The following is a 14,296-nucleotide window of genomic DNA, read 5'->3' as shown; positions in this document are numbered from 1 at the left end:
ATAGATAGTCTAAATGAAAGCTCATCACTATAACTGTATTGGTTGATCTATTTTACACCATAAACTCAGGAGAGCCAGAAATCCGTTGGCAATCTGGCGATTAGCATCATCTTCGGCCAACACATGAATGTGCGGTTGATACTTATTACTCATAGCTCTATGTCGCCACCAATCAAGGCATTTATCAGGTCGCCTTTAACAGACATCTCACTCAGCGGTCTGACTAAAGTTGGCTCTAAGTGGCTTTTGCGATCTAATACAAAGGTATTTTCATTTGAAAACTTGCGGATTGCTTCAGGATTATGCGATGTCACTAAGATTTGACCGCTATTTTTAAATGAGCGTCGCAGAGACATTACAAAATGTCCCACCTCCGATAAGGATAGATAGTTATCTGGCTCGTCCCAGAAGCAAAAAAGTGGGCCATAAAATTTGTTGGCAGCCAAGACAACAGCGCAAAGAAAAAAGCATTTCTCCCCGTCAGATAAGTCATTAAATTCAATACTCAGATTCGCATTATTTACTTCAAACCGAACAATCATGCTTTTCGAGTCTTTGCCGATTAGTTCATTCAGAAAATCCTGAATGTCAGGCATCACTTCTCGGAGATATTTATCAACCTGTGTGTACGCCGCAGGATAGCGACTCAGTAAGCCCGAAACCCACTCCCCAAAGTTGGAACCATCTCGCTTTGGCTCCAAAGTTTCCCCGTTTGAGTCTCCCGTCATCAAGCTGGGAATCGGGGCTAAAATGATCATGCGAGCCAGCCAAGTTTTGAAAATATGAAGTGGATCAATCTCAGATTGCTCCTGAATTACTGGCAGGGCAACAAGATGCCAATCTACGCGAAACTGAGCTTCACGATTTTGGGAGCTGGTGTGAAGAGTGACTTGGGCTTCTTTTCGAGAATAAATTGGATCTCCTGCAACTAGCAATTGCTCTTCAAAAACTCGAAGCTCTCTAAATTTTTCTGGTAAATCTAAGGCAAGGACATATTTGTATAATTTATCTTCGAGTAATACTTCTATTTCAAACCTGATCGGAACATCAGACCTTCCACGAGCGAAATCTTTCGAGCTAATAAGGTTAAGTTTTTCAAGGTCGCGCATTCTATTGATGCCTCGACAAATCTTCTGAAGGACTTCTAATGCAGAGGCAGTAGTTGATTTACCTGCACCATTTTTTCCAATCAAGAGAGCAGATGGCATCCCCTTTATGGGCAGTTCAAAGTTTTCTAGGCATCTGAAGTTGTGTACATATAGTCTTTGGAGCATAGCAAAACAATTCCAAGGAGTGGGAAGTGAAAAAATTTTTGAACTTTTTGAAGTTGTTAATTAGGGAATAGGCATTGCCATAAACTTCCAAAAAGTTCGGGTGCTTTTCTCAGCTAGAGACGGATGAGTTGCCGAACAATTAATCCCCGCCGCCAACTTTTACCTCCAACTCGTCAAAAAACACCACTGTCCCAAATTTACTCCGTACTTAAAACTTAATATGCAGGCCCTGCGATCCAAGCAATAGTAATTCCCAGCCCCAAACCGACAAGCACTTGAAAAGGAGTGTGTCCCAGCAACTCTTTCAGGCGAGCCTCATTAAGGTTGTGATCTTCTTCAAAAAACTCGTCAATAATTTGGTTGAGGATGCGAGCTTGCTTGCCTGCTGCTTGGCGGACGCCTGCTGCGTCATACATGACAATAATTGCAAATATCGCAGCGATCGCAAACTCCGGACTTTCCCATCCCATCGTTTGTCCCACTCCTGCAGCCAAAGCGCCCACAAAAGACGAGTGAGCGCTGGGCATTCCCCCCGTTGTTACCAAATACCGAAGATTAAACTTGCGATTTTTGACCAACTCGATCGGCAACTTCATGATCTGAGCCGCCAGACAAGCGATCAAAGCAACCACGAGTACATGATTGTTTAAAATGCCGCTGCAAATTTCCTGCATAGTGTTTGGTATTTCTAGTTACTGCGGCTGGTAATATAATCGGCGATCGCCAGCAGCGGTAGAGCTTTGCTCCCAAACACTGCCAATTGAGCCTTAGCATCAGCAACAAGCTGCGAAGCTTGGCGCCGAGACTCCTCAATTCCCCACAAACTCGGATAAGTGACTTTTCCTGCTTGAACATCTTTGCCAGCAGTTTTGCCCAGTTCTTCTTGGGTAGCAGTAATATCCAGAATGTCGTCAATTATCTGGAAAGCCAGCCCAATATTTTGAGCGAAACGAGACAGCCGCTGCAAATCCGCAGCCGAGGCCCCAGCCAGAATTGCCCCACACACTACGCAGGCCTCTAACAGCGCGCCTGTTTTGTGAGCGTGAATGTAATTCAAAGTTTCCAGAGAAACATCTGTCTTTCCTTCCGATTCCAAATCAACCACTTGACCGCCTACGAGTCCAGCAGCGCCCGATGCCCGCGCTAAATGGGCGATCGTCTGCAACACCTGATGGGGGGGTACGTTCTCAGTTTTAGTGGCGATAAATTCAAAAGCATAGGTCAGCAAACCATCGCCAGCCAAAATAGCAATATCCTCGCCATAAACCTTGTGGTTCGTCAGTTTGCCGCGTCGGTAGTCGTCATTGTCCATTGCCGGCAAATCGTCATGAATCAGCGACATCGTGTGAATCATTTCCAAAGCGCAAGCTGTCGGAATTGCCATAGATGTAGTGCCGCCTGCCAGTTCGCAGCTAGCCAGACACAGGATCGGACGCAGGCGCTTGCCCCCCGCTAGCAGCGAGTAGCGCATTGCTTCGTAAATTTTCTCTGGGTAGATGACCGGGAGTGCACTGTCGAGAGCTACCTCGATCGCCTCTTTTCGATTGACTAGATAAGTAGATAGCTCGAAAGAGGATTCCGGTTGGGACGAACCCATTTCTGTTGCCAATACCATCCCTTGCTCTCTTGTACTGAATAGTTACGTGGGATATTCTGAGCCGTTCAGGTCGCATCGTGCCGACTTTTACGGCGGTAGTTGCTCGAACTCCGAGCATCAATTAATCATTCTACGGGTGTTGTTGCACAGAAAATCTTTGAGTTTTGATAACTTTGTCAAATTGCCAGTCAATCTAAAATTTACAATCTCAAATCTCAAATCCGCTGATTTGTCTGGCGACTTCCAAAAACCGCTGCACCGTCGCTGGATCGCTGCGCCAAATCAGAGCGATCGCCACAATGCAGGTTGATTCTGGTAACGCTTTGTAAACAACCCCGCTGCGCTGAAAATTTTGCATCGACGCCGGGACGATCGCCACTCCCATCTCGGCGGCTACCAGACTCACAATCGTTTGCATTTGAATTGCTTCTTGAGCGGCGATCGGGCTAAAACCTGCTTGCTGACAAAGACTGACGATCGCATCGTACAATCCCGCAGCCTGGGATCGCGGAAATAAAATGAACGGTTCGGTGGAAAGTTCGCGTAATTCAAGATGCGTGCGATCGGCCGCCGGATGCGTTTCTGGAAGTGCCACGATCAGCGGTTCTCGAAAAACGATTTCAGAATTTATCCCCTCTTCCTCAACCGGAGGACGCACGAAGCCGATATCAATTTGCCCGAACCGCAGCCGCTGCAACTGTTCGTTTGTCGTCAGTTCGTGCAGTTCCAGCTTAACGGCGGGACACCGAATGCGAAATGCCTGCAAAATCGCTGGAACCACGTTGTGTGCGGAGGAACTCACAAAGCCGATCGTCAGTTGGCCGAGTTCGCCCCGACTGGTTTGTCGGCCGAGTTGAATTGCTCGATCAACTTGCTGCAGAATTTTCCCGGCTTCCTCGAAAAAAACCTGTCCCGCTGCCGTTAAATGCACCGTCCGCTTGGTGCGGCGAAACAGTTGAAACCCCAACTCTGCCTCTAAATGCTGGATTTGTTGGCTCAGCGGAGGTTGGGCAATATGCAGTTTTTCCGCTGCACGAGTGAAATTCAGTTCCTCTGCAACTGCAATGAAATAACGCAAATGCCGAAGTTCCATAGCTCCCCAATCATTGATATTTTAAAAGTATAAGTGGTTAGTTAAACATATATTGGACATTAATGCTGATATTTCATACAGTGATTAATAGGCGAAATTGATAATTCAACAATGACTAATTTGGATATAAAAATTAGAGAAGCAGAGCTGGCAGATTTGGAATTAATCTTGGCTTTTATTTCCCAAAAAAGCGAGTTTGATGGCTCTAAAAATTTGTTAGCAGCAACAGCAGATAAATTGCAGCAAACGTTGTTTTGCCAGCCTCCGCTAGTGCGGGTTTTGTTGGCGGAAGTTGCGGGAAAAGCCGTAGGATTTGCTCTTTTTCATTCCTCTTATTCAAGTTTATTGACGCAGCCGTGCCTTTGGCTTGATGATTTATTTGTCCAAGCTCCTATGCGCGGAATGGGAATCGGTACAGCGCTGTTACAGTATTTGGCACAAATTGCTGAGTCCACAAATTGCGGGCGGATTGAATGGACTGTTAATACTGGCAATGCGCCGGGAATTGCTTTTTATGAAAAGCAGGGAGCGCGGATTTTGGAAAATATTAGGGTTTGCCGTATGGATGGGAATGCAATTAATCTGCTTGCTGGCAAATAATTTAATAACGAACCGCGAAGGCGCGTTAGCGAAGTGGCGCGTTAGCGCTAGAACGCGAAGAGAAGAAAAGAGAAGAGGAAAGAAGAGAAGAGATGTCAGAAAATTATTGGAATTCAGCTCTTTATGAGCAAAATCATGCTTTTGTTTGGCAGTACGGCGAATCGCTTTTGGAGTTACTCGCTCCGAAGGCTGGTGAACAAATACTGGATTTGGGCTGCGGTACGGGACAGTTAACTGAAAAGATTGCTCAAAGTGGTGCTTTTGTGCAAGGTATTGATTCCTCTTTGTCGATGATTTCCACGGCAAAACTTAACTATCCTCACATTAAATTCTCTGCTCCCGATGCGAGGAATTTTCAAGTAGAAGAGCCGTTAGATGCTGTGTTTTCTAATGCAGTTTTGCACTGGATTAAACAGCCGGATGCTGTGATTAATTGTGTGGAAAAATCGTTGAAGCCGGGAGGACGTTTTGTGGCTGAGTTTGGGGGTAAAGGGAACGTGGGGGCGATCGTCCGCGCACTTTTGAGTGTTTTGTCAGAAATTGGATGTGAAGAGCCTGAAGCGCTTAATCCTTGGTATTTTCCGAGTATTGGCGAGTATGCTGGGCTTTTGGAAAAGCAGGGATTTGATGTGGGTTATGCGGTTTTGTTCGATCGCCCGACTCCCCTAGAAGGTGGCAGCGCGGGTATGGTAAATTGGATTGAGATGTTTGCTGGCGGGTTTTTGTCGGGGTTGTCTGAGGATGTGCGATCGCAGGTAATTAACGCAGTTGAAGAACGTTTGCGATCGGCGCTGTACCGCGATGGTAATTGGAGTGCAGATTACCGCCGAATTCGCGTTATTGCTGTCAAACAGTAGGGTGCGTCGCTTCCTGAAAACTCGATCGATTTTTTACCAGAATTTTCGACAGGGATGCACCCTACGTTAGGTGTATTTATAATGACTAATTACTACTTAATACTGTAGGTCGAAACGGTATTTTCCAAAAGCATCGCAACAGTCATTGGTCCGATTCCTCCCGGCACCGGCGTGATAAATTCGGCTACTGTTTTAACAGCATCAAAGTCTACATCTCCGGCCAAACGACTCGTACCGTCTGGATTGACGACGCGGTTAATACCGACATCAATTACTACTGCTCCCGGTTTGACCATATTAGCTGTAATCATTTCTGTGCTGCCGACTGCGGCTATTAAAATATCGGCTTGATTGGTAATCGATTCTAGGTTTTGCGATCGCGAATGAGCTACAGTAACAGTGCAGTCGGCTTCTAACAGCATCAGCGCCATCGGTTTACCTACCAAAATACTCCGTCCCAAAACAACGGCATTTTTTCCTTTTAAATCAATCTGGTATTCCTGCAATAACCGCATCACTCCGGCGGGAGTACAACTCCGCAAACCTTCTTCCCCGCGCACGAGACGGCCTAAATTTACAGGGTGAAGTCCGTCAGCATCTTTGTCGGGGGCAATTTGGTACAGCAGCGAAATTGCATCTAAGTGTTCTGGTAGCGGTAATTGAACTAAAATGCCATCTACTCGATCGTCCTCGTTGAGTGCACGAATTGCAAGTTCTAGTTCGGCTTGAGTAGCGTTTGCGGGGTAATGCTGGCCGAAGGAAGCTATGCCAACCTTAGCGCAGGCTCGCTCTTTATTGCGAACATAGGCTGCGCTAGCTGGGTTATCGCCCACCATCAGCACCGCAAGTCCCGGAGGACGCCCCTTTTGGGGTTGTAGGGCGCGGACTCGATCGCTCAGCTCGCTTTGAATCTTTGTCGCTAAAGCTTTGCCATCTAGTATTTGAGCAGTTTTGGCATCCATTGTAGACTCTGGGTTAGGGGCTGACGATTTTAGATTTTAGCTTAATCCCCGCCAAGGACTACACTAGAGAAATTTCTACTTGCGATCGATTCTGGGGATTCTGTTAAAGTAAGTCGTATCTCACATCTCAAATCAGTTGACCAATGACTACTGCAATTAAGCAAGTTTGGGTTCAAAGATTCTGTACCAGCTCTTTGTCGCTAATCCTCGCCAGCGGTTTCTTCAGTTGCGGTAATTTACCCATGTCTCAACTTAATCTTGGTTTTAATGTTGCTAGCATTGGCGAGGTTCAACAAAAGCGGCAAGTGGATGCTGAAGTTTATCTTCGGGGGAAGGTAGAAAATCGCGCTCCGTTTGTAGGGAATGCGGCTTATCAACTTGAGGATGGTACTGGCAGTATTTGGATTTTAACCAAGCAAGATTTGCCCCAGCTTGGCGATGAAGTGTTGCTGAAGGGAGAAGTCCGCTACAAGAGTATTACTCTGAAGGAATTGGCCGGAAAAGATTTGGGTGAAATTTATGTGGAGGAAATGGAACAATTAAAGCGCACTCCAGCGGAAAATAAATAAAAATATGAAGATACTAATTTCTTTCAATAATTAAGTACCTCAATTTCATAAAAATCAAAGGTTTGTAGTTGCGCCCAAACGCTGTAGGTAGGTTTATTTATGCTGAAAGTCGATCGACTATAATATCCTAGTGGGGGCGGGTTTATCAGCTCTTTTATTGATATTACACATTACGGTTAACCTGCCCCAACACCAACTTTTCCCCTATCTCGTAAAGAACTTCTTCCCTCTTCCTTCTCTCCTCAATATCCCTCCGTAAAATCCGTTAATCCCGTACATTGCTCGTTGCAGAACTTTCTTATGACTAAAATTCACGTTGCGATCGCGATTTTGTACCAAGACGGCAAGTTTCTCTGTCAGTTGCGAGACGATATTCCTCATATCAGGTATCCCGGACATTGGGCTTTGTTTGGCGGACACTTGGAACCGGGAGAAACTGCGGAAGTAGCCGTTTTGCGGGAATTGAAAGAAGAAATTAGTTATGCTCCTGCAAGTGTTTCTTTTTTCTGTTGCGATGTCGAAAAAGATGTGGTTCGCCACGTTTTTCACTCACAACTTAGTGCGGATGTCAAGGATTTAGTTTTGCTTGAAGGTTGGGATATGAAGTTGTTGACACCGGAGCAGATTCGGGCCGGCAAATGCTTTTCTGAGCAGTCAGGAGATGTGCGACCTTTTGGGATTGCTCACCAACGTATTTTGTTAAATTTTATTGACTCGATTTGAGAAAATTGGTATGCACCCTACATTGCATGGGTTTGACCTGGGAGATATTCGTAAGGTGCACCCGGGCGTGCACCCTACATTGCAGGGGGTTTAACAGTTAAGAGCGAGCCGCAATCATTCCCGTTTGGCGCGCGTAGTCAAACAACCCTCCGGCATCTATTACCGGGCCTACTTCTCCTAACGGCTTGAGCGAGAAAGTTTGATCGAGAGTATGGTTGACAATTACCTCTGCTGTAAAGTCGATCGTCACTTCTTGCCCCGTTACAAACAAGTCGCAGAGTCTCTCAACTGATTCGATCGGGTACAATTCGCCAGTAGCCGAGCAATTGCGAAAGAAAATGCGTGCGTAAGACAAAGCCACCACTGCTGTGACGCCTGCAGCGCCCAGAGCGATAGGAGCGTGCTCCCGCGAAGAACCGCAGCCAAAATTTTCGCCCGCTATGATAATCGGATACCGGGTTTTCTGTTCACCGGATTCGATAAACTTACCGTAGCGATCAGGCAACCCAATCATAGCGTAACTGCCTAGTTTCTCATACTCGTCCGGCTTCGAGGGAACCAGGGTCAGGTATTCGGCAGGGATAATTTGATCTGTATCGATGTTGTCGTCTACAACAAAAATTTGACCGCTAATTACTTTACCCATAGTTTATTTCCTGTTAGCCTCGCTAGATGCTGTGGTGATAATTTTAAGTGGATCAGTATGCAAAATTTGCATCTGTTCATTTTAACCTGGCAGTGTCAGTGATAACCTGTATGAGTAAAAATTAGATCCGAGACTTTGGGTTAACAATTAACAGATTGCTAAGCGTCAAGATAGTTTTATGGCAAATCCAATAGATGACATTGCTCGACAAGCTCGCGAGGGCTCGGTTGCATCGATTATTCAAATCCTTAATGACGAACTGGCACAGATAGGGGTCAGGGCCCGAGCTGTGTTTGCAGACGGGGTGCTGCAACTGCTGTGCGAAGCTGCAACGCCCCAACTGCTCGAAGAGTCTAGTTTGGTCGATCGAGTCCGAGAAATTTTGGAGCGCATTTCGCCGCGCAATATTCGCCGAGTCAACATCAACAGCCGCCTTGTCCGAGAACACCAACTGCTGTGGCTCGAAGAAATTAGTCGCGATCCGGAGAATCAACTGTTGTGGTCTCAAGAAATTAAACTCAGAAAGCCGAATTTGTTCAAGCGTTTAGCCACCGCCCATGACGAACGCCACGCTCAAGCAGGCAAGCGGGCTTTGCCGAGAATGGCTATACCTCGATCGATGCAGCAACCGCGGCAATTTCAGCGCGGTATCGTCGGCGGCATCAGCTTGACTGTGCTGTTGCTTGCAGCAGCGGCCGCCATCCACAAAGGACTTAATTCCCAAGTGCCAAACAGCACACAAGCCAGCACCCAAGCAGTTGCCACTGCCGCTTCCTCTGAGGCAAAACCTGCTTTGAAAATTTCTAAGGAGACTGTTAATTCTGCTGTTGACTCTTTTGCCCAAGCAGTGCGAGTAGCCGAACAAGCAGCCACCCAGGGCAAAACCGCTCAATCTCGCCAGGATTGGTTAGTCGTAGCTGCTAAGTGGCAGCAAGCTTCCGATTTGATGGCCGCCGTGCCTTCCAAGCATCCCCGCTACACAACGGCTCAGAACCGGACGGCACTTTACCGCCAAAATAGCGATAAAGCCCAACAGGAAGCACAAAATAAGTAAGCAGGTAAGTTGGATAAATTTAACCCTAGAGTTCGCCACGCTGCTCTAGGTGTCGTGCAAAATGAGTTTTTGAGTAAAAACTCGGAAACTCTCAGCTATATTATGAGTGATAATTTTGGGATTTTGAATTTTTGCGATCGGCGTTACTCGATCGGCGGATTTGTATCAAAATAAAAATTTGTTAGGATCACAAACTTAAATAGGAAACATCACACACTAAGAAGAGGGGTGTCACTAAGCGGTCTCTAGAAAAGCTTTATACTAAATAACCGTCAAAATTAGCGGGAATGGGATTGATTATCATCCGGTAAAGGATGGTAAAGTTCACTCCGTACAGATCCAAGGGTAGAAAACAGGAAAATAGAACTCGGTCAGATCTGGGTATATTTTTACATATCGAGCGACCCGCCGACCGGCTGCACAAACACAGAAAGCAGGCTCATAACGGTCAAGCCGACAGTTATTGAGAGGTTCTATATTTGTTGTTGCAGCGGGAGCCGACTCAAACATCTTAGAATAAAGGCTTGGTTGCCATGATCGATCGCCAGGGAAATCAAGAGTTTACTTCGATCGACCGATCGCTGTCAGAGTCTTGCACTTTGCATTTACCGCAAATCGCAGAACCACTATCAGTCCAAAAATTTCTGGATCGTCTTATGCAGTACCAGGCCGATCCTGCCCTTCTAGGGCGACAAATTTGCCAAATTCTCGCCACCAGCTTTGATCGAGAAATCCTGCTGCAGCAAATAGCCACTACTTTGGGGGTTGCATGGGGGGCAGATTTCTGTTTTGTTGCTGCTGTGGTTGACCAAAAAGTAGTACATCCGAATGCTTACTGGCAAAATAGCAGCGATTTCGCCGAGGTTGCCGATTGCACTGAAACACCGGAATACCCCCAAACCACAAGATTAAAACCGCCTAGCATATCACTCGAACATCCCCTTTGGGCAGACGTGCTAGCAAACGGCGAGATAGTGGCGATATCCGACTATCTGGATAGTCCAGCAGCTTCATCGCCCAATTCCCCTGTGACTGCGCTGCCTTTTCGGGCAATTTTGGCAGGGCCTGCGCGATTTGGAGGGGCTGTAAATGGCATGATGATTGTTGGTAAGTCGCAACCTAACGAGTGGTCCGTAGCCGATCGGCAGCGCCTTGAAGCAGCATCAGACGCGATCGGCAGCGCGATTTCTCACATTCAAAAAACTCAAGAAATTGCCAGCTTAAACGAACAGTTACAGCGACAAGCTAAATACAAAAATCTACTCATGTCAGTTGCTGCCTCGATCGACACAAATTCAGAAGTCGATCAAATATTGCAGCAAGTTATTGAAAATACCGTCGATACCCTGGAAGTAGATAGAGGTCAAATCCTCCTATTGAAATATACAGATCCTCTATTTACAACTCGCTCCCCCAATCAAACTCCCAAAGCAAAAGTCGAATTAGTTTGCGAATCCGTTGTCAAAAAAGCTCCAAACAAACAGCCAATAGTACAAAGCGCTGCCGGAAAAAAAAGCTCAACGTCCAAAACAAAAAACAAGGATAAAACTGCTAATTCCCTATCCAAAATCCCCAACTCAAAACCAAATAACTCTCCCGCTTTTTGGCTGTCAGAATCTAATTTGTGCCATCAAGCATTCCACAAGGCACCCAAACCCCTCGCCCTCGCTGACGCAGGCGCATTAATCGGCAAAGAACAAGAGGCAGCCACAGAAATTTTGAAACTCCAAGGCATTCGTGGCTTGCTGCTGGTTCCCCTCACGGGCGGTAGCCGTCAGGAAACAGTTTTGGGTTTCTTGGTTTTGCAGCACTCCGAGCCGCGCGTTTGGAGCCCGGAAGAATTAGAAGTTCTCGAATCAGTCAGCGCTCAAGCGAGCAAGATGATTATCCAAACTCAGACGGTTAAGGAATTGCAAACCGTAGTCTTCGACAGAACCTCTCAGTTGCAACAAAGCCTCGACGTGCAGGGGAAACTGTACGAACAATCTGCCAATCAGCTAGAGCAAATGCGGAAATTGAAGGTTATTAAAGATGAGTTTCTCAGCACTCTGAGTCACGAGTTGCGTACCCCTTTAACAATCATGAAGTTGGCAATTCTGATGCTCAAACAAGCTGAACTGCCGTCAGCGAATCGGACTAAGTATCTCGACATTCTAGAACAGCAGTGTTCTAAGGAAACTGCTCTGGTTAACGATTTGCTGGCCCTCAAGCAGTTTGAGCCTCAGCAAGTCCCGATTTCTCTAATCAAAATCGATCTCAACCGTTTATTTCAAGATTTAGTTAGGGATTTTGAAAAACAGTGGGCGGATAAACAATTGACTCTGAAGGTGGATTTGCCCAAGTTGACCCCTTGCTGGGAAACTGACCCGGACATTCTCAATAGGGTGCTGCTGGAACTGCTGACGAATGCTGGAAAATACTCTGCTTCTGGAACGGCGGTAGTTTTGGAGGCGTCTGAGGCAGCAGGCTATATTGTCCTGAGCATTTCTAATTTCGGACCCGGCATTTCTGCTGCTGATTTGCCCCACATCTTTGACAAGTTCCGTCGCGGCACTGGCATTACTGACCAAGCTATCGCTGGTACGGGTTTGGGTCTGGCTCTGGTAAAGTGTTTAGTGCAGCACTTGAATGGTACTATTGATGTGTCTAGCTGTCCGGCAGAAAGTTCAGAAGCTGACAATTTGTGGCGCACATCTTTTACTCTGACTCTGCCGCAATTTGCAGCGGAACTCTGTAATGTAGAAGAATAGTTCGGTTGAGAAGCTGCTGGGAATTGGCAGCGAACAGGCGAAACGAGAAGACTGGCCAGAAGAGGCAGATTTGGAAATGTCGTAAATGCTACCAAGTCCTCTGTTTTGAATTGTTGGTCTCGTTGCCGTCTAAATTGCCGGTTCTCGATTACTGATTTTCCCAAGGACTTATATTATGTCTGGTTATGGGCATATAATTAGCGCGTGTTTGTAGTGAGTACGACTGTCCTCTATTTATGAATTAATCAGGACTTGCATTACTTACTAGGAACTTAATTATAATTGTATAGTCGGAGATGATATTACGCAGTATAGACCAAAGAAACTGAGTTTTTTAACTGTTTCAAAGGCCTGCAACCCGTCTTTTCGTACAAGCCGGTTTCTGCGTCCTGGATTGTCCCCTAAAAATTGTCACGGTGCATGGAATTCGATCGCCAATATTATGCTCACAAAAGCTGCACCTAAAACCCTGCGTTGGCAACGTTCTAAATATTCGCCACTGGCACGGCAAATAGACATTTTTGCAGCGGCGGGAAAGTTTATGTTTTTTTTGTGGTGGGACGCACTGCTGCAAAATAATTCGCCTCATACTAGAAGAATTCGTGCTCATTGGTTGGTCAATACTTTGCTGAATTTAGGCCCGACTTTTATTAAAATCGGGCAGTCTCTCTCGACTCGGGCGGATTTGCTGCCACTTGAGTATGTGAAGGAACTCGAACAGTTGCAAGATCGGGTTCCTCAGTTTAGTTCGGAAGAGGCGATCGCGCTTGTAGAATCAGAGTTAGGCAAGGATATTTATGCTTTGTACCGAGATTTTGACCCGTCGCCGATCGCTGCTGCGAGTCTGGGACAGGTGCACAAAGCGAGGCTGCACACCGGGGAAGATGTGATTGTGAAGGTGCAGCGTCCGGGTTTGGAAAGTTTATTTGATTTGGATGTGAAGGCGGTGCGCCAAGTGATGCGTTTTTGCGATCGCTATTTGCCTGGGACGCGCAAATATGACCTGGAATCTATTTATCACGAGTTTTTTAAGATTTTATATCAAGAAATTGACTACGTGCAAGAAGGTAAAAATTCCGATCGCTTTAGCCATAATTTTCGAGAATATCCTCAAGTTATTGTCCCGAAAGTCTACTGGCAATACACGACTAAAAAAGTGCTCACTCTAGAATACGCACCAGGTATTAAGGTGGACGACCGCATTAGTTTAGAGGCGATTGGAGTGGATATTGTGAAGCTCAATCAACTGGGAATTTGCTGTTATTTGAAACAGTTGTTAATTGACGGTTTTTTTCAAGCTGACCCGCATCCGGGAAATTTGGCGGTGACAGAAGATGGTAGCTTAATTTTTTATGATTTTGGGATGATGGCTGAGGTGAAGTCTCTGGCTAAAGACCAAATGGTCAAGACTTTTTTTGCTGTGATGAGAAAGGATACTGACGAGGTACTCAATACTTTAATTACGATCGGCTTGGTTGAGCCGATGCCGGATATGATGCCGGTGCGCCGACTGATTGCTTTTCTGTTGGATAAGTTTATTGATAAGCCGATCGACTTTCAAGCTTTTAATGAAATTAAGAACGAACTTTATATCATGTTCGAGCAGCAACCGTTTCGCTTGCCGGCAGAAATGATGTTTATTATCAAGTCGGTGACGACTCTCGACGGCATTGCTAGAACTCTCGACCCTGAGTACAATTTCATAGCATCCGCTCAGCCTTTTGTCAAGAGTATTGCGGTGAGCAAGGGGCGGGGAAATGCGATCGGAGAATTGGCAAGGCAAGCCCGAAGTTTTATTACATATAAGTTACGGCAGCCGAGCAAATCGCAAGTTTTTATCAAGCGTTTGGAGCAGCGAATAGAAGAGGGCGAACTGCAAATTAGAGTGCGAAATATCGAGAGCGAAAGAGCCTTGAAACGCATTAATTTAGCCCTAAAAACTCTAATTTTTGCTTGTCTGACCGGTTTTGTGTTTTTGTCGGGTGCAGTGCTGCTAGTGGGCGGATATCAAACGGGGGCGATCGCAGCTTTTGCGGTTTCGGGATTCGGTGGCTTGTTTGTGTTGCGCTTTTTGTTAGATTTGTTGGTTAAGGAAAAGCTCGATCGAATGGTCGATCGATAAATATACTGGGTAATTGGGAATTGCGATCGTAAGCTGCTACGCATTTAAA

General features: G+C 46.1%; 13 protein-coding genes. 7 read left to right on the top strand and 6 right to left on the bottom strand.

The features are described 5' to 3' along the window. Window positions 1-149 precede the first annotated feature (149 nt). From QUA04_RS20835 to QUA04_RS20820, 4 genes are all read right to left on the bottom strand, one after another. Window positions 150-1,274, bottom strand: a complete 1,125-nt coding sequence (locus QUA04_RS20835) for an AAA family ATPase (protein WP_333260100.1) — start codon at window positions 1,272-1,274, stop codon at window positions 150-152. 215 nt (window positions 1,275-1,489) lie between these two features. Continuing rightward, on the bottom strand, window positions 1,490-1,948 hold the full coding sequence (locus tag QUA04_RS20830; protein WP_333140770.1) for a divergent PAP2 family protein: 459 nt from the start codon (window positions 1,946-1,948) through the stop codon (window positions 1,490-1,492). Between the two features lie 14 nt (window positions 1,949-1,962). Then, the gene (gene crtE, locus QUA04_RS20825) at window positions 1,963-2,889 is read right to left on the bottom strand and encodes a geranylgeranyl diphosphate synthase CrtE (RefSeq protein ID WP_333260092.1); all 927 of its coding nucleotides are present in this window, start codon (window positions 2,887-2,889) and stop codon (window positions 1,963-1,965) included. 190 nt (window positions 2,890-3,079) lie between these two features. Continuing rightward, entirely contained in the window at window positions 3,080-3,964 is an 885-nt protein-coding gene (locus QUA04_RS20820; protein ID WP_333260089.1) for a LysR family transcriptional regulator, read from the bottom strand. A 111-nt stretch (window positions 3,965-4,075) separates the two neighbouring features. Here QUA04_RS20820 and QUA04_RS20815 point away from each other — a divergent pair, with 111 nt between their 5' ends. Beyond that, window positions 4,076-4,564, top strand: a complete 489-nt coding sequence (locus tag QUA04_RS20815; protein ID WP_333260086.1) for a GNAT family N-acetyltransferase — start codon at window positions 4,076-4,078, stop codon at window positions 4,562-4,564. A 92-nt stretch (window positions 4,565-4,656) separates the two neighbouring features. Beyond that, on the top strand, window positions 4,657-5,421 hold the full coding sequence (locus tag QUA04_RS20810) for a methyltransferase domain-containing protein (protein WP_333260083.1): 765 nt from the start codon (window positions 4,657-4,659) through the stop codon (window positions 5,419-5,421). Between the two features lie 92 nt (window positions 5,422-5,513). On the opposite strand, the gene folD is transcribed toward QUA04_RS20810, so the two are convergent. Next, complete coding sequence (gene folD / locus QUA04_RS20805) at window positions 5,514-6,383, bottom strand: bifunctional methylenetetrahydrofolate dehydrogenase/methenyltetrahydrofolate cyclohydrolase FolD (RefSeq protein WP_333260080.1); 870 nt, start codon at window positions 6,381-6,383, stop codon at window positions 5,514-5,516. 143 nt (window positions 6,384-6,526) lie between these two features. On the opposite strand from folD, the gene QUA04_RS20800 reads away from it, so the two are divergent. Both QUA04_RS20800 and QUA04_RS20795 read left to right on the top strand, forming a co-directional pair. Next, a complete protein-coding gene (locus QUA04_RS20800) occupies window positions 6,527-6,952 on the top strand; it encodes a DNA-binding protein (RefSeq protein WP_333260077.1) in 426 nt (141 codons plus the stop codon). Between the two features lie 300 nt (window positions 6,953-7,252). Next, complete coding sequence (locus tag QUA04_RS20795) at window positions 7,253-7,675, top strand: NUDIX hydrolase (protein ID WP_333260075.1); 423 nt, start codon at window positions 7,253-7,255, stop codon at window positions 7,673-7,675. 97 nt (window positions 7,676-7,772) lie between these two features. Here QUA04_RS20795 and QUA04_RS20790 read toward each other — a convergent pair whose 3' ends face one another. Then, window positions 7,773-8,321: a LeuD/DmdB family oxidoreductase small subunit gene (locus QUA04_RS20790; protein ID WP_333084947.1), complete on the bottom strand. Its 549-nt coding sequence runs from the start codon at window positions 8,319-8,321 to the stop codon at window positions 7,773-7,775. A 178-nt stretch (window positions 8,322-8,499) separates the two neighbouring features. Between QUA04_RS20790 and QUA04_RS20785 the strand changes: the two genes are divergently transcribed. The 3 genes from QUA04_RS20785 (at window position 8,500) to QUA04_RS20775 (ending at window position 14,247) form a co-directional block, all read left to right on the top strand. Further along, a complete protein-coding gene (locus QUA04_RS20785) occupies window positions 8,500-9,375 on the top strand; it encodes a hypothetical protein (protein WP_333260071.1) in 876 nt (291 codons plus the stop codon). A 533-nt stretch (window positions 9,376-9,908) separates the two neighbouring features. Then, window positions 9,909-12,125 (top strand): ATP-binding protein, encoded by a 2,217-nt coding sequence (locus QUA04_RS20780; protein ID WP_333260068.1) that lies wholly within the window; start codon window positions 9,909-9,911, stop codon window positions 12,123-12,125. A 442-nt stretch (window positions 12,126-12,567) separates the two neighbouring features. Then, window positions 12,568-14,247: an AarF/ABC1/UbiB kinase family protein gene (locus QUA04_RS20775; protein WP_333260103.1), complete on the top strand. Its 1,680-nt coding sequence runs from the start codon at window positions 12,568-12,570 to the stop codon at window positions 14,245-14,247. Window positions 14,248-14,296 lie beyond the last annotated feature (49 nt).

The organism is Microcoleus sp. S13_C5 (assembly GCF_036700845.1).
Classification (GTDB): Bacteria; Cyanobacteriota; Cyanobacteriia; order Cyanobacteriales; family Microcoleaceae; genus Microcoleus.
This window is presented reverse-complemented; position numbering and strand designations above follow the sequence as displayed.